This window comes from Allofournierella sp. CML151 (assembly GCF_027853465.1).
GTDB lineage: Bacteria > Bacillota > Clostridia > Oscillospirales > Ruminococcaceae > Allofournierella.
The window spans coordinates 36,984-59,360 of sequence record NZ_JAPNNW010000015.1 but is presented as its reverse complement, the minus strand read 5'-3'; the positions used below and the strand labels follow the sequence as shown (position 1 = coordinate 59,360).

Here is a 22,377-nt window from a genome sequence, read left to right as displayed (position 1 = left end):
TTAAAATGGCAAACTTTATTCCTTTGTCCGTTCCCAATTTTTCCGGCAAGGAAAAAGAATATGTGAACGACGCGGTGGTCAGCGAGTGGGTGTCCACCGGCGGCAGCAAGGTGGGCGACTTTGAAAAGGCCATCGCCGACTATGTGCACATGGACCGGGCCGTAGCCTGCAACTGCGGCTCCTCCGGCCTGCACCTGGCTATGCTGATCTCCGGCGTGGGCATGGGCGACGAGGTGATCGTGCCCACCCTCACCTTCATTGCTGCGGTCAACCCGGTGCGCTATGCCAATGCTGAGCCGGTGTTCATCGGTTGTGACGACAGCCTGTGCATGGACCCCGCCGCCGCCGAGCGCTTCTGCAAAGAGGAGTGCCACATGGAAGACGGCAAGCTGATCAACAACACCTCCGGCCGCCATGTGAAGGCCCTGCTGGTGGTGCACGTGTTCGGCAACATGGCGGATATGGTGGAGTTCACCCGCATCGCCAGGGAATACAACCTGATTCTGATCGAGGACGCCACCGAGGCCCTGGGCACCTACTACACCAGCGGTCCCTTCGCGGGCAAGTTCGCCGGTACCATCGGTGACGTGGGCGTTTACAGCTTCAACGGCAACAAGCTCATCACCACCGGCAGCGGCGGCATGGTGGTCTCCAACCATCCGGACTGGGCCGAGCATGCAAAGCACCTGTCCACCCAGGCCAAGGCCGACGAGCTGCAGTTCCTGCACGACGAGGTGGGCTATAACTACCGCCTGACCAACCTGCAGGCGGCGCTGGGCCTGGCTCAGATCGAGCAGGTGGAGGGCTTCATCGCCCACAAGCACGAGATGTGGCAGATGTACAAGGACGCGCTGGACGGCAAGAACGGCTACCGCATCCTGCCCTTCCGGGACGACTGCACCCGCTCCAACAAATGGTTCTTCTCGCTGTATCTGGAGGACCCCCGCCATCAGCGTGACCAGGTGATTCAGGCGCTGAAGGAGCAGAAGATCCAGACCCGGCCGGTGTGGGCGCTGATTCACGAGCAGGCCGACTATGGCAAGAACCAGGTATTCAGCGTCGAGAAGGCCCAGGATTACCGGGCCAAGATCGTGAACCTGCCCTGCTCCACCAACCTGACCCGTGAGGACTGCCAGCGGGTCATCGACGCGCTGCTGGCGCTGTAACAATACATCCACGAAAGAGAGGCGAGCGCCCATGCTGCGCATCGACGAGCTGCTGATCGACGAAAACACCAGTGTGCTGAATACCTTGAAAAAGCTGGACGAGACCGGCCAGCGCATCCTGTTCATTGCCCCGGAGGGCAAGCTGGCCGCGGCGGTGACCGACGGCGATATCCGCAAGTACATTCTGCGGGGCGGCGCGCTGGAGGGCCCGCTGCGCGAGGCCGCCAACTACCACCCCAAAAGCCTGCCCCTGGAGCAGCGCGCCCGCGCCCGGGCCTACATTGAGGAGCAGGGCATCGACGCGTTGCCACTGCTGGACAAACAGGGCCGCATTGTGGACATCATCTTCACCAGCGGCGTGGATCTGGACAACCGCACCTGCGCAGGGCTGTCGGTGGTCATCATGGCCGGCGGCCTGGGCACCCGCCTGTACCCCTACACCAAAATTCTGCCCAAGCCTCTGATCCCGGTGGGCGAGCGCCCCATTCTGGAATTGATCATCGACCGGTTCTGCGATTTCGGCTGCACCGATTTCCGCCTGGTGGTCAACTACAAAAAGAACATGATCAAGAGCTACTTCAACGACCTGGAAAAAAACTATCATGTCTCTTATGCGGATGAGGACGAGCCGCTGGGTACCGGCGGCGGTCTGTGCCTTTTGAAGGGCAAGCTGGACCACACCTTCTTTCTGTCCAACTGCGACATCCTGCTGGATGCCGACTACGGCGATATCCTGAACTACCATAAGAGCCAGGGCAATCTCATCACCATGGTCTGCGCGGTGAAGCACTTCACCGTGCCCTACGGCGTCATCGAGCTGAACAACGACGGCACCATCCAGACCATGCGGGAAAAGCCGGAGATGAACTTCCTCACCAACACCGGCGTGTATGTGGTGGAGCCCCGCGTGGTGGAGGAGCTGGAGGACGGCAAGAAGCAGGGCTTCACCGACATCATCGAGCACTACCGCGCCATGGGCGAAAAGGTGGGCGTGTATCCCATCAGCGAGCAGAGCTGGATGGATATGGGCCAGATCGAAGAGCTGGACCACATGCGCCGCCGCCTGGAGGGCAACAGCTGAATTTTCCACAAAACGGCCGCGCCTGCGGTCGAAAACCGGTGGAAAACGGTTGAAAAACAGATAAAAATTACCTTTTGTATAAGAAATGGAGCGATTCCATGAGCGTTTTGATCATTGCGGAAGCCGGTGTAAACCACAACGGCAGCCTGGAGCTGGCCAAGAAGATGGCCCTGGTGGCCAAGGAGTGCGGCGCGGATGTGGTGAAATACCAGACCGCCGTGCCCGAGCTGGTCATCTCCAAATTCGCCCAGAAGGCGGAGTACCAGAAGCGGGAGACCGGGGCCGAGGAGAGCCAGCTGGAGATGGTGCGCCGCATCCACTTCGGCTTTGAGGCCCATAAAGAGCTGAAGGAGTACTGCGATTCCATCGGCATTCAGTATCTGTCCGCGCCCTTCGATCTGCCCAGCGTGGAGTTCCTGGCCAGCCTGGACCTGCCCATGTGCAAGGTGCCCAGCGGCGAGATCACCAACCTGCCCTATCTGGAGGCGGTGGGCCGCACCAAAAAACCGGTGATTCTGTCCACCGGCATGAGCACCCTGCCCGAGATCGAGGACGCCCTGAGCATCCTGGAAGACAACGGCTGCCCCGAGGTGACCGTGCTGCACTGCAACACCGAGTACCCCACCCCCTATGAGGACGCGAACCTGCTGGCCATGCTGGAGCTGGGCGAGCAGTTCGGCCTGCCCTACGGCCTTTCCGACCACACCTCCGGCTGGGAGTGCGACGTGGCCGCGGTGGCCCTGGGGGCAACGGTGATTGAAAAGCACTTCACGCTGGACAAGACCATGGAGGGCCCGGACCACAAGGCCAGCCTGGAGCCCGCCGAGCTGAAGGCCATGGTGGATGCGGTGCGCCACACCGAAGCTGCTCTGGGCACCGGCCGCAAGGCGGTGAGCGCCAGCGAGGCCAAGAACAAGCCCATCGCCCGCAAGAGCATCGTGGCGGCCCGGGACATCAAGGCGGGGGAGACCTTCACCGCAGAGAACCTGACCACCAAGCGCCCCGGCGACGGCATCAGCCCCATGCGCTGGTACGAGGTGCTGGGCAAGACCGCCAAGCGGGATTTTGAAGAGGACGAAAAAATCGAGCTGTGAGCAAAGCAGCTTGATGAAAACTACAAAAGGGGGGTGCTGCCCATGGCAGCCCAGCCAAAGACCCTTGCGGTCGTCACCGGGACCCGGGCCGAGTACGGTCTGCTGCGTCCGGTGATCCAAAAACTGTTGAAATCTGACGATTTTATACTAAAGGTATTAGTTACCGGTGCCCATCTGGCCCCGGAATTCGGCAATACCGTACAGGAGATCGAGGCGGACGGGGTACCCATCGCCGCCCGCATCCCCATTTTGAAATTCGGCACCGGCCCGCTGGCCACGGCGGACACCGTGGCCTACACCATCCAGCAGTTCAGCCGCTGGTTCTGGGAGCATAAGCCGGACGCGGTGCTGGTGTTGGGTGACCGGTACGAGATCTTCGCGGCGGCTCAGGCGGCGGCCATGACCGGGGTGCCCATTGCCCACATCAGCGGCGGCGACGTGACCCTGGGTGCGGCGGACGACTACTACCGCCATTGCATCACCAAGATGGCCCACCTGCATTTCCCCAGCTGCGCGGAGTACGCCCGGCGGGTCATCCGCATGGGCGAAGCGCCGGACACCGTGTTCAATGTGGGCGGCCTGGGGGATGAAAACATCCGCACCATGCCCAAGATGAGCCGGGAAGAATTGAGCGAGAGTCTGGGCTTTGATCTTTCCGGCCCCTTCGCGCTGGTCACCTTCCACCCGGAAACCGCGGGCGGGGCCAGCCCCACCGAACAGGTGGCCCAGCTTCTGGCTGCAATGGAGCAGCTGCAAAAAGCCCGCCCGGTGCGCTGGCTCATCACCAAGGCCAACGCGGACGCGGGCGGCCTTGCCATCAACGAGCTGATTGACCGTTGGGTGGAAAAACATCCTGACAGGGCTATTGCCTTTACAAGTCTCGGGGTCAAGCGGTATCTCTCCGCCATGGCCTGCGCGGCAGCGGTGGTGGGCAATTCCTCCTCCGGCGTGGTGGAGACCCCCACCTTTGGGGTGCCCACAGTAAACATCGGCGAGCGGCAGGCCGGGCGGATCATCTGCCCCAACGTGCTCTGCTGCAAGGCCGAAAAGAGCGAGATCCTCACGGCCCTGGAAACCGCCTTCAGTGAGGAATTTGCCGCAAAGGCAAAGCAGACCGTGAGCCCCTACAACGGGGGCGACACCAGCGGCCGCATTGTAGAGATTCTGCGCCGGCAGCTGGCCCGGCCGGACTTCGGCGCGCCCAAGGGGTTCTACGATGGACCCGTGGAGTAAGCGGTACCCGATGGCCCCGGGCATGCTCCGGAACGCGGAGTTCAAGCCAGGCCAGCGGGTGCTTGCCATCAGCGATATTCACGGCTGCAAGGCTCTGCTGGAACGCCTTCTGAACAAGCTGGACTACCGCCCCGGCACCGACGCACTGGTGCTGGCGGGGGACCTGTTGACCAAGGGCGAGGAGAACATGGCCATGCTGGACTTCGCCATGGAGTTGTCGTTATTGCCCGACGTGCATATTCTGCTGGACAACTGCGACGGCATGAACGACGAGGCTGAAGCCCCCTGGCTGCCGGTCTTTCTGGACCGCCAGCCAAGGCAGCTGTTCTGGGAGCAGTGCGCTGCCCAGGGGATCGACAGGGATGCGGCGCTGGCGGATGCCCACGGCACCATCCAGACCCTCTGCCGGGCTTACCCGAAGCAGGCGGCCTTTCTGGCCGGGCTGCCCCGAATCCTGGAAAGTGAGCAATATTATTTCGCCCATGCTGCAATGGACGCGGCGCTGCCGCCGGACAAGCAGGACCCGGTGGAGGTGATCACCCGGCGGGGCTTTCTGCAAACTGCCGGGCGCTTTGACCGGCTGCTGATTGTAGGCCATTATCCGGCCTGCAATTACGACCTGACCGAGTGCCGCCTTTCTCCTTATTATGACAGGGAGCGGAAGATTCTTTGCATCGACGGGGGCAACCGGGTCAAAACCGGCGGCCAGCTGAATGGCGCGGTCTTGCAGGACGGGGAGTATCTGGGCTGCGAATGGGTGGACGAGCTGCCCGCCGCCCGGGTGCTGCGCCCGCAGGCGGAAAAGCCCGCCACCGTGAACATCAACTGGCCCAGCTATGAAGTGCAGCCCCTGCAATGGCAGGGCGGGCTGTGCCGCTGCCGCCACGAAAAAACCGGCCGGGAGTTCTCAGCTCCCGCGCAGCTGGTGCAGCAGACGGAGACCGGCTGGAGGCTGGCGGACGATTACACCGACTACCGCCCGCCGCTGCAAACCGGCCAGCGAGTGGGCCTTGCTGCCCGGGCAGGGGACTGGGCGCTCATCAAAACCGGCGACCGGCCCGGCTGGGTCCCGGCGGAATGGCTGCAACAGGAATAATTCCCGGCGGGCGGCAAAAGAACCGTCGGAACAAAAAACGCGAGGTGTGAACAAATGAAACTTTTGATTGTGGGTCTGGGCAGCATGGGCAAGCGCCGTGCCCGCCTGGCCAAGGGAATGGACGCATCCATCCAGATCAGCGGCGTGGACACCACCGAGTCCCGCCGGGTCGAGGCCGAGGGCCTGGGCATCCCCGCCTATGCCAGCATCGGCGAAGCAGTGGCGGCAGAAAAATTCGACGCGGCGCTGGTCTGCACCGCCCCCATCACCCATGCGGGCATTATCAGCGAGCTGCTGGATGCGGGCCTGCCGGTGTTCACCGAGCTGAACCTGGTAAGCGACGGCTACGAGGAGAACATGAAAAAGGCCAAGGAAAAGGGCCTGCCCCTGTTCCTTTCCTCCACCATGCTATACCGGGGCGAGACCCGGTACATCAAGCACCAGGTGGAAGCCTTCGACAAGCCGGTGAACTACATCTATCACATCGGCCAGTATCTGCCGGACTGGCACCCCTGGGAAAACTATAAAAATTTCTTTGTGGGCGACAAGCGCACCGGCGGCGTGCGGGAGATTTTCGGCATCGACCTGCCCTGGCTGCTGGACACCTTCGGCCCGGTGAAGAGCCTGCACGTGGAAAAGGACAAGATCAGCCAGCTGGAGGTGGACTACCCGGACAGCTACTTTGTGACCCTGCGCCACGAAAACGGCGTGAAGGGCATGCTGGCGGTGGACGTGGTAAGCCCCAAGGCGGTGCGCAACTTTGAGTGCTTCGGCGAAGGGCTGCACCTGTTCTGGGAGGGCAACCCCAAGAGCCTTTACACCTTCGACCACGACAAGGGCGAAAAGCTGCCGGTGAACACCTACGAGAGCTTTGAGCACGATTCCCGCTACAGCGACAACATTGTGGAAAACGCCTACGTGGACGAGCTGGCCAACTTCTTCGCGGTGCTCAAGGGCGCCGAGCAGCCCCGCTACAGCTTCGAGAAGGATCTGGAGACCATCCGGCTGATCGAGGCCATCGAGGAGGCATAAGGCTGTTTTTGCCAACAAAATAAAAGGAGGAAGCACCATGAAAGTATTGTTTGTGGGCCTGGGTTCCATCGGCAAGCGGCATCTGAACAATCTGATCCACATCGCCTCCCGGCGGGGCATTCCCCTGGAGGTGGACGCGCTGCGCTCCAGCTTAAAGCCTCTGCCCCCCGAGCTGGCGGCGGTGATCAAGCACCAGTACATCGACTTTGAGCAGCTGGGCCGTTATGACGTGGCCTTCATCACCAACCCCACCAGCCTGCACGCCTCCACCCTGGCGGATCTGGCGGGCAAGGCGGAGAACCTGTTCATCGAAAAGCCCATCTTCGATCACACCGATTATGATCTGGCCGAGCTGGGCCTGGAGACCCAGAAGGCCTATGTGGCCGCGCCCATGCGCTGGTGCGGCACCTTCCTGGCGCTGAAGAAGCTGATGCCCACCCTGTGGCCCTACTCCGCCCGGGTCATCTGCTCGTCCTATCTGCCGGACTGGCGGCCGGGCGTGGATTACCGCAAGGTCTACTCCGCCCACAAGGACATGGGCGGCGGCGTGACCATCGATCTGATCCACGAGTGGGACTACATGGTGGAGCTGTTCGGCAAGCCTCTGGAAAGCTACAACTTCAAGGGAACCTATTCTGATCTGGAAATCGATTCGGACGATCTGTCCGTCTACATCGCCCGCTATCCGCATATGCTGGCGGAGATTCATCTGGACTACTTCGGCCGCACCTACCGGCGCACCATCGAGCTGTTCTGCGCCGACGGTACCGTCACCGCCGACTTCGGCGCAGGCACGCTGACCCTGGCCAATGGTGTGGTGCAGCACTTTGAGGAGCCGGTGAACGACCGCTATATGCGGGAGATGGAGTATTTCCTGGATTACGCCATCAACGGCCAGGGCGAGAGCATCAACAGCCCGGCCATGGCGCTGGACGTGCTCAAGCTGACCCTGGGCGAGGAATAACAAAGGCAATACCACATCATTTCAGGTGATACGCCGCCTGAGGGGGCTTGCCGCGAATGGTGCGGTGTTGCCCAAGGAATCAATCCGAAAGAAGGAACAAAACGTGGAAAAACTGCTCATCACCATCTGCGGCCGCGCAGGCAGCAAGGGATTTAAAAACAAGAACTTGAAGGTGTTCTGTGAAAAGCCGCTGGTGTACTATACCCTGAGCGCCGCTTCGCTGTTCAAGGCCGCCCGGCCGGACGTGCAGGTGGACATCTGCCTGAACACCGACAGCCAGGCCCTGGCGGACCTGGTGGCCGCCAAATATCCCGAGGTGGTCTTCCTGCCCCGGGGCGAGGCCCTGGGCGGCGACACTGTGCCCAAGATGGCCGTCTTCCAGGACAGCCTGGCCCGCATGGAGGAGAAGAACGGCTGCACCTACGACTACGTGATGGATCTGGACATCACCAGCCCGCTGCGCACCGCCAGGGACGTGCAGAACGCCTTCGAGATGAAGGCCGCCCGCCCGGACCTGGACCTGGTGTTCAGCGTCACCGAGTCCCGCCGGAATCCCTGCTTCAACATGGTGCGGGACTGCGGCGACCATGTGGAAAAGGGCATTGACAACGCCACCTACACCGCCCGCCAGCAGGCCCCGGTGTTCTACGACGTGAACGCCAGCATCTACGTGTTCCGCCGGGATTTTTTGGCAAACAACACCACCGGCATTCTGTGGGACGGCAAGATCGGCGTGAGCAAGATGCTGGATACCGGCGTGCTGGACATCGACAGCGAGGAGGACTTCCTGCTGATGGAGGTCATCGCCGGGCATCTGTTCAAGACTCTGCCGGAGTTTGCCCAGGTACGGGACAACATCCGGGAATAAAACGCGGCGCGGGGGCCTGCGGCTCCCGCGCTGAAATCTGTTATCGAGGAATACCATGGGAAAGACACAAACCCCCTGCGCCCGCGCGCAGCGGAACAATCTGATCTTCTGCTTTGCCCTGGCCACGGTGCTGGTGGGCGGTGCTTATCTGCTGCTGGGCTTCTGGCCCTTCGGCGACGGCACCATGCTCACCGGCGATCTGAACGGCCAGTATGTGGCCTACCTGGCGGACTTGAAACGCCGCCTGGGCGAGGGCGGCCTGTTCTACAGCTTCGGCAAGCTGTGCGGCGGCAGCACCCTGGGCCTGTTCGCCTATTACATGGCCAGTCCCTTCAATCTGATCTTGCTGGCGCTGCCGCTGCGCATGATTCCGGTGGCGGTGCAGCTCATGTTCTGGCTGCGCACCGCCCTCACCGCCACGGCCTGCTGCTTCTTTCTGCAAAAGCACCTGAACAGCGCCAGCCCGCTGCTGGCAGCGCTCAGCCAGGGCTACGGCCTCTGTGCCTTCTGCGTGGTCTACAGCCAGAACGTGATCTGGATGGACGTGGTGCTGCTGGCGCCGCTGGTGCTGTGGGCTTTGGAGCGGCTGGTGGATACCGGCCGCCACTGGGCACTTTTGTGGCTGGTGTTCGCCTGTGTGCTCCTGAACTTCTACACCGCCTGGGCAGTATGCCTGTTCAGCGTGATCTACTTCTTCTACTACTGGGCCACCAGTGAACGGTTGGGCGAGCGCACCGGCCGTCTGTTTGCCCGCCGGTTTGGCCGGTTTGCGGCCAGCGGTGTGCTGGGCGCGGGGCTGGGCATGGTGCTGCTCTATCCGGCGCTGGTGGAAATTGAGGAGAGCAAGGGCGCACTGTTTGCCATGGAGCTCTCGCTGGAGCCCAATTTCAGCCTGCCCCAGCTGGTGTGGCAGCTGTTCTTCGGCAACTTTTTCTGGGAGGACGTGACCGGCGGCCTGCCCAACATCTACTGCGGCGTGTTCTGTGTGGTGCTGGGGCTCTTTTTCTTTTTCAATGGGAAGATCCGCCTGCGGGAAAAGCTGGCCGCCGCCGGTGTGCTGGCGACGCTGGTGCTCAGCTTCTGGGTGAGCGGCATTGATCTTGTCTGGCACGGCTTCAAGGAGCCGGTCTGGTTCCCCTACCGCTACAGCTTTTTGGCCAGCCTGTTTTTGCTGCTGCTGGCCGCCCGCGCTTTGCTGGCTGCCCGGCCCAGGGTTTGGGCCTTCGCGGCGGCTGGGGTACTGGGCGCGCTCTGGCTGGCGGGCTACACCGCCACCGCAGGAGAGGAGTTTTCCGTCCTCAAGCTGGTCATGTGCGGCGGGCTTTACTTCGGCACGCTAGTTTGCATCTGGCTGCTGGGCGCAAAGCGCAGCGTGGCGCTGCTGGGCACCGCAGGCTTCTGCTGCCTGGCTGCGGCGGACATGGGCGTGAACAGTATGCTCAGCCTGCGCAAATTTGAGAGCTACTCCAAAAGCGGGTTCGAGACCTTTTATGACCAGGGCCGCCAGGTGGTGGAAGCCCTGGAGCAGAAGGACGAGGGTTACTACCGGCTGGAAAAGAACTTCATGCGTACCCTGAATGACCCCATGCTGCTGGGCTACTGGGGCATCAGCCATTATTCCTCCACCAAAGCCAGCACCGCAAAGCCCATGCTGGAGCAGTTGGGCTATGTGAACTACACCACCTACGGCTGGGGCTCCACCGCCGTGGCGGACAGCCTGCTGGGCATCAAGTATCTGTATACCGACGGCAGCCGCCCGGTACCCGCGCCCTATCAGAAGCTGGAGCTGGGGACCGAGCTGGAGGTGTATGAAAATCCCTACGCCCTGCCGCTGGCCTATGTGGGCAGCGCGGACGCTCTGAACGTGGACGTGGAGGAAAGCAGCAATACCTTCCAGTTACAGAACGAGATGCTGCGGGCACTGGTGCCCGGCAGCGCCGACGCACTGCTGCCTGCGCAGAATGTGACGGTGGACGACCAGGCAAAGGGACTCACCGTGTATTTCACTGCGCCGGTGAGCGGGCCCTGCTATCTGGCGGTGCCGGATACCGGCAACTTCCTGCCGGCGGACGTGAAGCTGGACGGTGAGCTGCTGGGCGAATACTTCCAGGGCGACTCGCTGGGCGGTGTGTTCCCGCTGGGCAGCCTGGAGGCCGGGCAGACGGTCTGCCTGCAGCTGGGCGTGGAGGCCCCGGCCCAGTATATTGACAAGCTGCAGATCTACAGCCTGGATGAGACGGCGCTGGCCGGAGCGGTTGACCAGCTGAAGGAAAACGCCCCCACCGAGCTGACCATCCGGGAGGGCGGAAGCATCCGGGTGACCGCCCAGGGCAGCGCAGAGAACGACCTGCTGATTCTGCCCTTCGCCTGGGAGGACGAAGCCCACTGGACCGCTGAGCGCAACGGCGAGCCGGTGGCGGTGGAGCAGGTCTTTGAGGGTATGATGGGCGTGCGGCTGGAGGAAGGCGAAAACCAGATTCAGCTGACCTACCATCATCCGGGCGCGGCAACAGGCGCGGCGGTGAGCGGCCTGTGCCTGATCGCCGTTCTGGGCTGGTATGCGGCCGAGCGGCGCAAAACGCAGAAGAATAGGGGAGAAGCAATATGAACGACCAGCAGCGTGTGCTGGAATTTGTGATGGCGGCAGGTGAGGTGCTGCTGAAAAACGGGGCCGAGGTAAGCCGTACCCAGCAGACCATGGAGATCATGGCCAAAAGCCTTGGGGTGGACAGCTTCCACGGCTATGTGCTCACCAACGGCCTGTTTGCCAGCATGGGCTCGGACTACGGCCAGCCTGCACAGATCCGCAGTGTGCCCGCCAGCGAGGTGCATCTGGGCCGGGTGGAGGCGGTGAACGCCCTTTCCCGCAAGATCGCCCAGGGGCAGGTCAGTCTGGATGAGGCTTACGAGGAGCTGGAGCGGATCAAAACCATGCCCTACGCCCCCAGCCGGGACCAGATCCTGGCCTGCGGCGCGGGCAGCGCCTGCTTTGCCCTCATGTTCGGCGGTATCTGGCAGGACGGTCTGATCGCTCTGGCGGTGGGTCTTGGCTTGCAGGTGTTTTTGCTGTGGATGGGCCGCTGGGGCCTGAACAAGCTGATCACCAAGTTTCTGGGGGCGGCCTTTGTGGCGCTGGCCACCATGCTGCTGTTCCTCACCGGCTTCGGCCAGAATATGGATAAGGCCATCATCGGTGCGCTGATGCCGCTGGTACCCGGCATGGCGCTGACTCTGGGCATCCGTGATCTGATCATGGCGGACTTTCTGTCCGGTACCATCCGCATGCTGGATGCCCTGCTCACCGCCGCCTGCATCGCCTGCGGCGTGGGCCTGATTCTGGGCCTGGCCACCATGATCCCGGGGGTGAACGTATGATGCTGCTGATGATCGAGTTTCTGCGCCAGCTGGCGCTGGCCTTTCTGGGCACCGTCTGCTTCGGCCTTTTGTTCCATGTGCCGCCCCGGCATTTTGCCGCCTGCGGCATCGTGGGCGCCATCGGCTGGCTGGTCTACTGGGCTATGATGCTGGTGCAGCCCAGCTCGGTGCTGGCAAGTCTGGTGGCGGTGATCCCGCTGACCATTGCCACCCGCGCCTTCGCCATCGTGCGCCGGGCCCCGGTGACCTTGTTCCTGATTCCCGGCATCTTCCCGCTGGTGCCCGGTGCGGGCATCTACTACACCGCCTACGCCTTCATCACCGGCGATACCGCCCAGTGCGCGGCCAAGGGTGCCGAGACACTGAAGATTGCGGTGGCGCTGGCCATGGGCATTGCGGTGGTTATGTCCATCCCGCTTAAGCCCAGCAATCTGCGCCGGGACCGGAACTGAGTGCCGGTTCGTCCCATTGCTGAAAATTCTTTTTCTGTAAAAATCCCCTCGCGGCAGACAGGCCGCGGGGGGATTTTTGCGTGAAAACACAGGGAAAACCGATTGCCCTGCCGGTCAGACTCCGGCACCCTTCGCCCTCCTTTCACATAGGCTGTCGAAAAAAGAGGGATTCGGGTGAACAGAAAATTCATCCTGTCCGTGGGGTTCGGCATGCTGTGGCTGGCGTTTTCGGTCTGGCTGTCGCTCCCCTGGATCGAGGAAACGGTAGAGGTGCTGCCGCCGGTCTATGTGTGGGCGGTGGTCATCGGCATCGCCTTTCTGCCGGGCTATCTGATGAGCGCCATGTTCTTTTCCAATCTGCTGCACCGAAGGGGGCGGCAGTATCCGCAGACCTGCGAGGACACCACCGTCATCCTGTGCGCCCACAATGAGGAAGGGAACATCGCCGGAACCATTCAGGCGCTGTTCAGTCAGAAGTATGCCGGGCGCATCTGCATTCTGGCGGTGGACAATGCCTCCACCGACGGTACCAAACGCCAGATTCAGGCTATGGCTCGGCTGGCACCGGAAAACCGGCCGGTGCGGTATCTGTACTGCGGGCAGCCGGGCAAGGCCAACGCCCTGAATCTGGGCCTCAGTAAGGTGCGCACCCGCCATTTTCTCACGGTGGATGCGGACACCTGGCTGGAGGGCAGCGCGGTGCAGCGGATTATGAACCACATTTTGGGCACCCGGCGGGGCTGCGTGGCAGGGAATCTGTTTGTGCAGAACCCCACCCGCAGCCGCACGACCCGGATGCAGAACTACGATTACCTGCTCAGCATCGCGGCGGTGAAGCGGTTCCAGGGCAGCTACGGCGCCACCCTGGTGGCACAGGGGGCTTTCAGCGCCTACAATAGCTGCGCGGTGCGCCGGGCGGGGGGCTGGCAGCAGGTGATGGGGGAGGACATCGTGCTCACCTACCGGCTGCTGGAGCTGGGCTATTCCTCCGGCTATGAGCCTGCCGCCGTGGGCTATACCAGGGTGACGGAGACCTTGGGCGGCCTTTACCGGCAGCGGCGGCGCTGGGCCATGGGCATGCTGGAGGGCCTGCGGGAGGTGCCGCCCTGGCGGCAGAGCGGCTGCACCCGGTATTTCACCAGCGTGAACCTGAGCATCATCTATCTGGACCTGGCCTACCTGTTTGGTTTTGTGCCCGGCGTGATTCTGGCGCTGTTTGGCTATTGCTATCTGGTGGGGCTGCTCACCGTGTTCACTGCGCTGGTGGGGGCACTGTGCTTCTGGACTGTTTATAGGTACCAGCAGCGGCTGAACATTCCGTTTAAGAATACGGTGGGTGGATTCATCCTGTTCCTGTTTTTCTTCCAGCTGGTGCAGAGCACGGCCTCTCTGCACGGCTACCTGAGCCATCTGGCAGGCAGGCGGCAGAACTGGAAATAAAGGCAGCAAAAAGCCCCCTGCCGGTGCGGCAGGGGGCAAAATGCTTTGGTGCGAAACGCTTACAGAGCGGCGTATTCCCGGGCGATGCGGGCAGCCACACGGGCGTTGTTGTAGGCCAGCTGGATGTTGGTGGCCAGGCTGCGGCCCTGGGTGTACTCCACGATGTGGGCCAGCAGGTAGGGGGTGATGTTCTTGCCGCGCACGCCGTCGGCGTTGGCGCTGGCCAGAGCCTTGTCGATGATGGCACTCATCTCGTCGAAGTCCATGGCGAACTCCTCGGGCACCGGGTTGCCGATCAGCATACCGCCGGCAAGGCCCAGGTCCCACTTGGTCTTGGCAATCTTGGCCACGTCGGCAGCATCCTTGGCGGCGTAGTCCACGCCGAAGCCGCTCTTGCGGCAGTAGAAGGCGGGGAAGTCGCTGGTCTGGAAGCCCAGAACGGGAACGCCCATGGTCTCCAGGTACTCCAGGGTCAGGCCGATGTCCAGAATCATCTTGGCGCCCGCGCAGACAACGGCCACGGAGGTGTGAGCCAGCTCCTGCAGGTCGGCGCTGATGTCCATGGTGGTCTCGGCGCCGCGGTGTACGCCGCCGATGCCGCCGGTGGCAAAGATCTTGATGCCTGCCAGGCTGGCCAGGATCATGGTGGAGGCCACGGTGGTGGCGCCGGTGCCGCCCTCGGCCAGGATGATGGGCAGATCGCGGCGGCTTACCTTCACAACACCCTCGCCCTTGCACATCAGCTCCAGCTCCCCGGCGGACAGGCCCACCTTCATGCGGCCGTCGATGATGGCCATGGTGGCGGGCACAGCGCCTTCGGCGCGGATGATCTTCTCCACCTCAGCGGCGAACTCCAGGTTCTGGGGGTAGGGCATGCCGTGGGAGAGGATGGTGCTCTCCAGGGCAACAACGGGCTTGCCCTCTTCCAGAGCGGCTTTAATTTCGGGGGTGATGTCCAGATACTGCTTCAGATTCATTTCACATACTCCTTTATCATTTGTTGAATGGTTTGTTCGCTCATGTCCGGGTTGATGGTGTCCTTGCCGCTGATGGCTACAAGACCCGCACCCAGCGCCCAGTCCAGAATCTCGCTTTCGCTGAGACCTTTGCGGGTGGCATGCAGAATGCCCGCCATGGTGGCGTCGCCCGCGCCGGTGGCATTGACCATCTTGTCAAAGCGGCGGCTGCGCCGGTGGATGCTGCCGCCCGGCCCCTTGTAGTAGATGCCGTCCGCCCCCAGGCTCACGAAGACACGGCGCACACCGGTTGCCAGCACGCGGGTGCAGGCCTCTTCCAGGTCCTCCTCGGTGGCAATGGGCATGTCCGCCAGAATCTCCATCTCCAGCCGGTTGGGCTTGATGGTATCGAACCGGCCCAGAATGGGCACCAGCTTGCGGGCCCAGGTGGTGCTCACCGGGTCCACGCACAAAGGTGCAGTGCAGTGGGCGGTCAGGTAGTTCAGCGCGCTGGCGGAAAGGTTTCCGTCGCAGACCACCAGCTCCGCCCCGTTCAGCAGCTCCAGCTGCCCGGCCACAAAGCTCTCGTCCATCTCGGTGAGGATGCGCATGTCGCTCATGGCAACCAACATGTCTCCTGCGGAGTCCATGATGGAGATGTAGGTGGAGGAGGAATGGCCCGGCCGGGTGAGCATGCCCTCGGTGCCCATGCCCAGGGCCTGGCAGCCGGTGCGCAGCATCTGGCCGTAGGCGTCGTCGCCCACCGCGGTCACGATCTGGCAGCTTTCGCCCAGGCGGGTGAGGTTGTCCAGAATGTTGCGCATCACGCCTCCCATGGACAGATGCAGCCGCCCGGGGTTGGAGTCCCGCATGATCAGGGGCGCGAAGCTCTGGCCGTGGATGTCCACATTAGCGCCGCCGATACCGGCGATATAAGGTTCGGTCAAAAACAGCCCTCCGTTCGCTTGAATTGGCCGCCCTCTTGCGGCCGGTGACGTTTTTCACCCTTATTGTACTATTCAGAAAAGGGGATTTCAAGTGACATCCGGCACATGTATAAACCGGCGGTTTTGGCGCAAAACTAAAGGCAAAGCGGCAGCAGAACACTCTGGCGCGGCAACCGGCTGTGCCGCCGCAAAACTGCAAAAGATAAGGAGCAAAGGGAATGAAATGGATCGCTTCGTTGTTTCGGGGCAGGGGGCTGTACTGGGCGCTTTCGCTGTGCATCGTGATTGCGGCGGCGTGCAGCTTTTTTGCCGTGAAGAACATCGTGGAACAAAACAAACCGCAGACAGAGCAGGGAGGTGAGGCAATATGGGAGCTGCCCGAGGCACCGGTGGAACAGGATGTGGAGGATGTACCCATCAAAGCTACTCCCGCCCCAACCGCTACGCCCAGGCCCAGCGCCTCGGCCAAGCCATCACCCTCGCCGGCTTCCTCCTCTGGCTCGCAGGAGCAGCCCGCGCCTACTGCCGCACCCGAAGAGCCTGCCGCTGCGCCGGCGCCCTCCTTCGTGTGGCCGGTGGATGGGCAGACCGGGCAGGAATATAGCGGCGACGAGCTGGTGTACAACGAGACCCTGAAGGACTGGCGCACCCACAACGGGCTGGACATCTTCTGTGAGGCCGAAAGCCCGGTGAAGAGCGCGGTGGCCGGGCGGGTCACCGCCGTGTATGAGGACGGCATGTGGGGCCAGATCGTGGAGGTTGACGACGGCGCCGTCACCTGGCGTTACTGCGGCCTTGCCAGCGGCAGTGTATTGGTGAAGGCGGGCGACGAGGTGCTGGCCGGTCAGGCCATCGCCACGCTGGACCAGGCCCCCGCCGAGAGCGGCCTGGAGTCTCACCTGCATCTGGAAACGCTGCGGGGCGGCAACTATGAGGACCCCCGCCAGTACCTGAGCGAGGGCTGAACTTTCAAGTCATCCGAATGAACACAATGCCCCGGCCTGAAACCAGGCCGGGGCATTGTGTATCTGTGTATTTAGGAGTTGAGAGGATAGCAAAAATCAGAAGACTTCCATCACCGCATCGCCGGCCTTTACCTCGCCGGTGCGGGTCAGCTCGAAGCCGCCCAGATCGGCCAGATTGCCCACCACGACGGGGGTTACGGTGCGGTAGCCCGCAGCCAGAATGGCCGCCCGGTCCATGGTGCCGATGGGCTGACCGGCTTTCACGGTGTCGCCCTGCTGGATGTTCAGGGTGAAGGGCTCACCGTTCAGACGGATGGTGTCGATGCCCATGTGGACCAGCAGGTCCACACCCTGGGCGGTGCGCATGGTGAAGGCGTGCTTGGTGTCGAACACCAGAGTGATCTCGCCGTCTGCCGGAGCCAGAACCTCATCGGCCTCAGGCTCTACGGCAAAGCCATCGCCCACCATTTTTTCGCTGAACACGCCGTCGGCAACCTCTTCCACCGGAATGACCTTACCGGCCAGAGGGCTCACCACGGTCAGGCGCTCGCCGCCGGCCTTGGGGGCGTCGGCGGGTTTTTCTTCCGCCTTCTTGGGCTCCTGAGCAGGCTTGGCCACCGGAGCGGGATGATCGGAAGCGGAGGATTTCAGGTAAGCCTCCAGGTCGGACTTGATCACGGATACCCGGGGACCGTACACTACCTGGACGCCCTGGCCCTTGCACAGTACACCGGAAGCGCCGCTGGCCTTCAGCAGCTGCTGGTCTACCTTAGCGGGGTCCTTCACGGTGCAGCGCAGGCGGGTGATGCAGCAGTCCACATCGGAGATGTTGTCCTTGCCGCCCAGGCCCTGGGTGATCTGTGCGGACAGCTCATTCGCTGCTTCAGCCTCGGTCACTTCACCGGCCTGTTTGCGGGCCTCCAGGTCCTTGCGGGTGTAGAGCTTGGCCTCGGAGCTGTCGTCCCGGCCGGGGGTCATATAGTTGAACTTGCGGATCATGAAGCTGAACACGAAGTAGTAGATCAGGAAGTAGGCCACGCCCACCACGGGAATCCACAGCCAGCTGGTTTTTTCGTTGCCCTGCATGATGCCGAAGAGGGTCAGGTCGATCAGGCCGCCGGAGAAGGTCAGGCCCACGCCCACGTTGAGCATGTGCATGATCATGTAGGAGGCGCCGGCCAGTACACAGTGTACCATGTACATGGCGGGAGCCACGAACAGGAAGGTGAACTCCAGGGGTTCGGTGATACCGGTGAGCATGGAGGTGAGGGCCGCGCTGAGCAGCAGACCGCCCACCGCCTTGCGGTTCTCAGGCTTTGCGCAGCGGTACATAGCGAAGGCCGCACCGGGCAGGCCGAAGATCATCAGGGGGAACTTGCCGGTCATAAAGCGGGTGGCGGATACCGAGAAGTGGGTGATGCCGGGGGTGGCCAGCTCAGCGAAGAAGATGTTCTGTGCACCTTCTACCAGCTGACCGCCCACAACAGCGGTACCGCCCACGGCGGTCTGCCAGAAGGGAATGTAGAACACGTGATGCAGGCCGAAGGGGATCAGCGCACGCTCGATGAAGCCATACAGCCAGGTGCCCGCATAGCCGGAGGCCAGCACGAAGCCGCCCAGGGCGTTGATGCCGATCTGGATGGTGGGCCAGATGTAGTACATGGCGATGCCCACCAGCAGGTAAACGGCAGAAGAGATGATGGGCACGAAGCGGGTGCCGCTGAAGAAGGAGAGCACCTGGGGCAACTGAATCTTATAGAACCGGTTGTGCAGCGCCGCGGTGCCAAGGCCTACCAGGATACCGCCGAACACGCCCATCTGCAGGCTGGTCATGCCCAGAACCTCGGCGGTGGCGCCCGCCAGGTCCGGCGCGCCGAAGGCGCCGATCATGGCGCCGATGGTGGCGTGCATGATGAAGAAGGCGATGGCGGAAGCCAGGGCCGCCACTTCCTTTTCCTGCTTGGCCATACCGATGGCTACGCCCATGGCGAAGATGATGGGCAGGTTGTTGAACACCACCGAACCGGCGGAGTTGAGCACCTGCAGAATGGCGTTGGCGAAGGTGCCGGGGCCCAGCAGGCCCATCAGGTTGTAGGCCTCCAGCATGGTTTCGTTGGTCAGCGAGCCGCCGATGCCCAAAAACAGGCCTGCCACCGGCAGAATGGCGATGGGCAGCATGAAGGAGCGGCCCACACGCTGCAATACGCCGAAGATCTTGTCTTTCATAAGTTTCATTCCTCCTCTGTACTCAGGCCCATCGACACCGACAACCGGTGCAGATGGACGGTCAAAAAGAACTGTTCGCTGCTGGGGAAGTTCAGATCGAACATTTCCCGGATGTGCTGGCCGATGGCCTGGGCACATTCATAATCGGCCGCGTAGTGGCGGGCGATCAGGTTCTGGAAACCGGTGTCGCCGTCCGGTGCGTAGCGGCCCTGGAACAGCCGCTGGGCCAGAAACTTCAGGTGCACCACGAACCGCTCGTAATCCACCGAGCTCTCGTCAAAGGTCACCCCGTAGTAGGCCTGGGCGTAGTTGACCACCTCGCGGATCAGCTTGGTGATGGGGACCATGTCCGCCATGCGGCCGTCCAGCTCGGCGTTCACAATGTGAAGCGCCATGAAGCCGGCCTCGTCCTCGGGCAGCCGCAGCCCCAGAACGCTCTCGATCACATCCAGCGCCTGCTGGCCCAGGGCATATTCCTGGGGATAGAAGTTCTTGATCTCCCAGAGCAGCTGGTTTGGGTATTCCACCCCGTTCCGGAGCCGCTCCACCGCAAAGGAGATGTGGTCCGTGAGGGTGATATACACGTTCTCGCTGAGCCGCCGTCCCAGGACCCGCTCGGCGGTCTCGATGATGTGGGTGCTGATGTCCAGGTATTCGCTGGGCACGTCCTGCATCAATTGCATCAGCCGGTCGCACTGACCGGGGTCCCGCAAGGCGTAAACCTTTTCCACCCGGGCGGCGGGCAGCAGGTCCCCGGCGGATTTCTTGAACCCGATGCCCAGACCCCGCAGAATGATTTCCTGGCCGGTGGAATCCTGCGAGCAGACGAAGTTGCTGCCGATTACCCGCAGAATCTTGTAGGTGCCGTGTTGTTCCATGGGGGAGGTCATGGGCTCATCCCCCCACAAACCGCACCGGCAAACATGCCGTGCTTCATGCGTTTCATCACCTTTCCTTACATCGCGCTGCATTCCGGCGGACCGGTTTTGGCAAATAAAAAAGACCAAACTACACCCGGCGATCAATCGCACCGAGAGAAGTTTGGTCTTGCCTGCATTACCAGTCACAAGCCGTATCGACTTTGAACTGTTCACAGGATAGCACAGGGCAGAAAGCTTTGTCAACAAAAAAACAGGAACGGAAAAAACTTTGGAAGTTCTGCCGGGAAAGAAATGAAAAACTTGTGAATTATGCCAAGTCAGAAGGGGGAAGAGGCAGATACTTGGCCTCGAATTCCTCCACACTGATGGGCCGGTCGAAGTAATAGCCCTGGGCCAGATCGCAGTGCATGCTGCGGATGAAGTCCACCTGGGCGATGGTTTCCACGCCCTCCACCACGGTGGTGATGTGCAGCTCCTGGGCCAGATGGATCACGTTTTTCATCACCAGATCCCGCTTTTCTTCGTCGGTCTCGTCCCGGGCGGCCAGGAATACCCGATCCAGCTTCAGCTCGTCGATGGGCAGATCCTTCAGGGTGTTCAGCGAGGAGTAGCCGCTGCCGAAATCGTCCATCGAGATGGCAAAGCCCTGGCTGCGCAACCCGATCAGCACCGCGCGCACCCGGTCGATGCTTTCCAGAGCAAGGCTTTCGGTGACCTCCAGCACGATGAGCCGGGGCGGGATGTTCCAGCGGTTCAAAATGCCGCACAGCCGCTGCACATAGCCTGCCTCATACAGCATCAGCCGGCACTGGTTCACTGAGATGGGCACGACCGGACGGCCTTCGTCCATCCAGCGGCGCAGGGTACGGCAGGCCTGTTCCACCATGTAGAAATCCAGCTCCACGCAGAAGCCGTTTTTCTCGAACACCGGGATGAACTGGTCCGGGTAGAAGGAAAGTCCATCCGGCCGAATCCAGCGCACCAGTGCCTCGGCACCGCCGGGGCGGCCGGTGACCAGGTCAATCTTGGGCTGCAGTTTCATCACGAACTCGCCGCTCATCAGTGCAAAATCCATGCTTTCCTCAATCTGATTGCGCAGGATCACCGGCTCATAGATGGCCGGGTCAAAGAAGATCAGCTCGTCCTGCCGGGAGCCGGAGGTGGTTTCGGCGGTCATGGCCGCTTCGGTGATGGCCCGCTCCAGGTCCGGGGTAGTGTTGGTGACAAAGCGCACACCTGCTGAGCAAACCGCCTGATAGTTCTGGTGTTCCGATACCCGGAACTGGCGGATCTGGGAGAAAAAGCGGCTCATGCGCTGGCGCACCTGCTCAGGCTCAGCACAGTCCAGCAGCAGAAGGAAACGCTCGTTGCGGCCCATGCAGAACAGCTCGGTGGGGCCCATCTGCTGGTCCAGCGCCTCCTTGATGTGGCGCAGCAGGGAGTTGAAGCGCTCCAGTCCGTACAGGTCTTTGATGGTGGGGGCGTTGTCGATGTCCAGCACGATCAGGGCTTTGGGGTCGGCGGTGAGCTTGGTGGGCATCTCCTGCAAAAAGCGAACCCGGTTGTAGGCCCCAGTGATGGAATCGAAATAAGTCAGTTTGTTCATAGAGCGGTTGTTCTGGCGCATCATCCGGTAGATATAGAGGGTAAGCAGGATCACCAGCAGGAAAATCACAAAAAAGGTGATGCGCTGCAGGTTAAACCACTGGCTCAGATCGGTGACCAGGATACGCTGGGGCACCACGCACATGACGTACCAGTCGTTGACGTCCATGGGAATCAGCGCCACCCCATACAGGGTACCCTCGTTGGTCAGGCTGAAAAAGGCGGATTCGTTCACGGCGAAGGCGCTCAGGATGGTCTGCTGCAGCTCATCGCTGAAGGCGGGGGTATCGAAGATGCTGCGGGCGTCTTCGCTGATGAAATAGGTCTGGTTGCGCACTACGAACTTGCCCTCAGAGTTTACGATATGGGCGTGGACCTGGCCGTTGAGCAGCAGGCTGGGGCTGAGCAGCTCCCGCAATGCGTCGGTGTTGTTGGTGCCGGTGAGCACTCCGATCACCGGACCGTCCACGCCGCCCTGGTAGATGGGCACCGCGTACCGGTTCACATAGCAGCCCAGGGTATCATCCCAGAAGGTGAAGGAGATGTTGCCTTCACCGGCCAGTGCCCGCTGCACGGCGGAATCCTGGCTCAGGTCCTGCTCCAGCTGGGAGCTGCCGTCCAACAGAACAAAGCTGCCCTGGCCGGTGGTGTCCACCACGCCCATGCGCAGAAATTCGTTCTGGGAGTTTACCACATCCAGCTGGGCCAGAAAGGCCGGGTCGTGCAGCAGCTGTTGGGGGGGGAGACCTTCGTCAGAATCGTAGCCGATGAAGGCGGAAAGGGTCACCAGCGTTTGCAGATTGCCCTGAATGTGAGAGTTCACGATGTTTCGGGCGGTTTCTGCTGTGGCCTCCAGCGAGTGGGCGGCCTCCTCGTGCTGTACCTGCGCACCGTTGCGGGAGAAGATATAGAAAGAGACAGTGAGCGCGATGCAGACCGCCAGAATCAGTGAAAAGGCAATGACGATCTGGCGATGGATATGTTTTGTCACGGGCA

19 protein-coding genes are annotated in these 22,377 nt (G+C 61.9%); 14 read left to right on the top strand and 5 right to left on the bottom strand.

Features of this window, described 5'->3' with window-relative positions:
• Positions 1 to 5: 5 nt before the first annotated feature.
• From PH256_RS11200 to PH256_RS11145, 12 genes are all read left to right on the top strand, one after another.
• Positions 6 to 1,166: a LegC family aminotransferase gene (locus PH256_RS11200; protein ID WP_270914246.1), complete on the top strand. Its 1,161-nt coding sequence runs from the start codon at positions 6 to 8 to the stop codon at positions 1,164 to 1,166.
• Between the two features lie 31 nt (positions 1,167 to 1,197).
• Positions 1,198 to 2,247: a sugar phosphate nucleotidyltransferase gene (locus tag PH256_RS11195; RefSeq protein WP_333766395.1), complete on the top strand. Its 1,050-nt coding sequence runs from the start codon at positions 1,198 to 1,200 to the stop codon at positions 2,245 to 2,247.
• Positions 2,248 to 2,345: 98 nt separating this feature from the next.
• The gene (gene neuB, locus PH256_RS11190; protein ID WP_087183702.1) at positions 2,346 to 3,341 is read left to right on the top strand and encodes an N-acetylneuraminate synthase; all 996 of its coding nucleotides are present in this window, start codon (positions 2,346 to 2,348) and stop codon (positions 3,339 to 3,341) included.
• Positions 3,342 to 3,383: 42 nt separating this feature from the next.
• Positions 3,384 to 4,574: a UDP-N-acetylglucosamine 2-epimerase gene (neuC, locus tag PH256_RS11185; protein WP_270914245.1), complete on the top strand. Its 1,191-nt coding sequence runs from the start codon at positions 3,384 to 3,386 to the stop codon at positions 4,572 to 4,574.
• Positions 4,558 to 5,670 (top strand): metallophosphoesterase, encoded by a 1,113-nt coding sequence (locus PH256_RS11180; protein WP_270914244.1) that lies wholly within the window; start codon positions 4,558 to 4,560, stop codon positions 5,668 to 5,670. The genes neuC and PH256_RS11180 overlap by 17 nt, the downstream gene beginning before the upstream one ends.
• Before the next feature lie 54 nt (positions 5,671 to 5,724).
• The gene (locus PH256_RS11175) at positions 5,725 to 6,702 is read left to right on the top strand and encodes a Gfo/Idh/MocA family protein (protein WP_270914243.1); all 978 of its coding nucleotides are present in this window, start codon (positions 5,725 to 5,727) and stop codon (positions 6,700 to 6,702) included.
• Between the two features lie 37 nt (positions 6,703 to 6,739).
• Complete coding sequence (locus tag PH256_RS11170; protein ID WP_270914242.1) at positions 6,740 to 7,666, top strand: Gfo/Idh/MocA family oxidoreductase; 927 nt, start codon at positions 6,740 to 6,742, stop codon at positions 7,664 to 7,666.
• A 103-nt stretch (positions 7,667 to 7,769) separates the two neighbouring features.
• Entirely contained in the window at positions 7,770 to 8,534 is a 765-nt protein-coding gene (locus tag PH256_RS11165; protein WP_087183697.1) for an acylneuraminate cytidylyltransferase family protein, read from the top strand.
• A 55-nt stretch (positions 8,535 to 8,589) separates the two neighbouring features.
• Positions 8,590 to 11,142 carry a YfhO family protein gene (locus tag PH256_RS11160; RefSeq protein WP_270914241.1) on the top strand — a complete coding sequence of 851 codons (2,553 nt, stop codon included), beginning with the start codon at positions 8,590 to 8,592 and terminating at the stop codon, positions 11,140 to 11,142.
• Positions 11,139 to 11,909, top strand: a complete 771-nt coding sequence (locus PH256_RS11155) for a threonine/serine exporter family protein (RefSeq protein ID WP_087183695.1) — start codon at positions 11,139 to 11,141, stop codon at positions 11,907 to 11,909. Before PH256_RS11160 ends, PH256_RS11155 begins: the two co-directional genes overlap by 4 nt.
• The gene (locus PH256_RS11150; RefSeq protein WP_333766393.1) at positions 11,906 to 12,361 is read left to right on the top strand and encodes a threonine/serine exporter family protein; all 456 of its coding nucleotides are present in this window, start codon (positions 11,906 to 11,908) and stop codon (positions 12,359 to 12,361) included. Before PH256_RS11155 ends, PH256_RS11150 begins: the two co-directional genes overlap by 4 nt.
• Before the next feature lie 174 nt (positions 12,362 to 12,535).
• Positions 12,536 to 13,801, top strand: a complete 1,266-nt coding sequence (locus tag PH256_RS11145; RefSeq protein ID WP_270914239.1) for a glycosyltransferase — start codon at positions 12,536 to 12,538, stop codon at positions 13,799 to 13,801.
• A 59-nt stretch (positions 13,802 to 13,860) separates the two neighbouring features.
• On the opposite strand, the gene PH256_RS11140 is transcribed toward PH256_RS11145, so the two are convergent.
• The gene (locus tag PH256_RS11140; RefSeq protein WP_087183693.1) at positions 13,861 to 14,778 is read right to left on the bottom strand and encodes a pseudouridine-5'-phosphate glycosidase; all 918 of its coding nucleotides are present in this window, start codon (positions 14,776 to 14,778) and stop codon (positions 13,861 to 13,863) included.
• Positions 14,775 to 15,704, bottom strand: coding sequence for a PfkB family carbohydrate kinase (locus PH256_RS11135; protein ID WP_270914237.1), 930 nt, complete (start codon positions 15,702 to 15,704; stop codon positions 14,775 to 14,777). Before PH256_RS11135 ends, PH256_RS11140 begins: the two co-directional genes overlap by 4 nt.
• 218 nt (positions 15,705 to 15,922) lie before the next feature.
• Here PH256_RS11135 and PH256_RS11130 point away from each other — a divergent pair, with 218 nt between their 5' ends.
• Positions 15,923 to 16,669 carry a M23 family metallopeptidase gene (locus tag PH256_RS11130; RefSeq protein WP_270914236.1) on the top strand — a complete coding sequence of 249 codons (747 nt, stop codon included), beginning with the start codon at positions 15,923 to 15,925 and terminating at the stop codon, positions 16,667 to 16,669.
• Positions 16,670 to 16,765: 96 nt separating this feature from the next.
• Here the strand turns inward: PH256_RS11130 and PH256_RS11125 are convergent, their stop codons facing one another.
• Together PH256_RS11125 and licT are read right to left on the bottom strand one after the other, a co-directional pair.
• Positions 16,766 to 18,895 (bottom strand): PTS transporter subunit IIABC, encoded by a 2,130-nt coding sequence (locus PH256_RS11125; protein WP_270914235.1) that lies wholly within the window; start codon positions 18,893 to 18,895, stop codon positions 16,766 to 16,768.
• 5 nt (positions 18,896 to 18,900) lie between these two features.
• Positions 18,901 to 19,785 carry a BglG family transcription antiterminator LicT gene (gene licT / locus PH256_RS11120; protein WP_270914234.1) on the bottom strand — a complete coding sequence of 295 codons (885 nt, stop codon included), beginning with the start codon at positions 19,783 to 19,785 and terminating at the stop codon, positions 18,901 to 18,903.
• A gap of 45 nt (positions 19,786 to 19,830) precedes the next feature.
• Between licT and PH256_RS11115 the strand changes: the two genes are divergently transcribed.
• A complete protein-coding gene (locus tag PH256_RS11115; RefSeq protein ID WP_270914233.1) occupies positions 19,831 to 19,980 on the top strand; it encodes a hypothetical protein in 150 nt (49 codons plus the stop codon).
• Between the two features lie 103 nt (positions 19,981 to 20,083).
• Here the strand turns inward: PH256_RS11115 and PH256_RS11110 are convergent, their stop codons facing one another.
• Positions 20,084 to 22,372 (bottom strand): bifunctional diguanylate cyclase/phosphodiesterase, encoded by a 2,289-nt coding sequence (locus tag PH256_RS11110; protein WP_270914232.1) that lies wholly within the window; start codon positions 22,370 to 22,372, stop codon positions 20,084 to 20,086.
• Positions 22,373 to 22,377 lie beyond the last annotated feature (5 nt).

Coding starts and splice junctions, on each gene's coding strand:
- PH256_RS11200 (WP_270914246.1), top strand. CDS start 6: ATGGCAAACTTTATTCCTTTGTCCGTTCCCAATTTTTCCGGCAAGGAA.
- PH256_RS11195 (WP_333766395.1), top strand. CDS start 1,198: ATGCTGCGCATCGACGAGCTGCTGATCGACGAAAACACCAGTGTGCTG.
- neuB (WP_087183702.1), top strand. CDS start 2,346: ATGAGCGTTTTGATCATTGCGGAAGCCGGTGTAAACCACAACGGCAGC.
- neuC (WP_270914245.1), top strand. CDS start 3,384: ATGGCAGCCCAGCCAAAGACCCTTGCGGTCGTCACCGGGACCCGGGCC.
- PH256_RS11180 (WP_270914244.1), top strand. CDS start 4,558: ATGGACCCGTGGAGTAAGCGGTACCCGATGGCCCCGGGCATGCTCCGG.
- PH256_RS11175 (WP_270914243.1), top strand. CDS start 5,725: ATGAAACTTTTGATTGTGGGTCTGGGCAGCATGGGCAAGCGCCGTGCC.
- PH256_RS11170 (WP_270914242.1), top strand. CDS start 6,740: ATGAAAGTATTGTTTGTGGGCCTGGGTTCCATCGGCAAGCGGCATCTG.
- PH256_RS11160 (WP_270914241.1), top strand. CDS start 8,590: ATGGGAAAGACACAAACCCCCTGCGCCCGCGCGCAGCGGAACAATCTG.
- PH256_RS11155 (WP_087183695.1), top strand. CDS start 11,139: ATGAACGACCAGCAGCGTGTGCTGGAATTTGTGATGGCGGCAGGTGAG.
- PH256_RS11150 (WP_333766393.1), top strand. CDS start 11,906: ATGATGCTGCTGATGATCGAGTTTCTGCGCCAGCTGGCGCTGGCCTTT.
- PH256_RS11140 (WP_087183693.1), bottom strand. CDS start 14,778: ATGAATCTGAAGCAGTATCTGGACATCACCCCCGAAATTAAAGCCGCT.
- PH256_RS11130 (WP_270914236.1), top strand. CDS start 15,923: ATGAAATGGATCGCTTCGTTGTTTCGGGGCAGGGGGCTGTACTGGGCG.
- PH256_RS11125 (WP_270914235.1), bottom strand. CDS start 18,895: ATGAAAGACAAGATCTTCGGCGTATTGCAGCGTGTGGGCCGCTCCTTC.
- licT (WP_270914234.1), bottom strand. CDS start 19,785: ATGACCTCCCCCATGGAACAACACGGCACCTACAAGATTCTGCGGGTA.
- PH256_RS11115 (WP_270914233.1), top strand. CDS start 19,831: ATGCGTTTCATCACCTTTCCTTACATCGCGCTGCATTCCGGCGGACCG.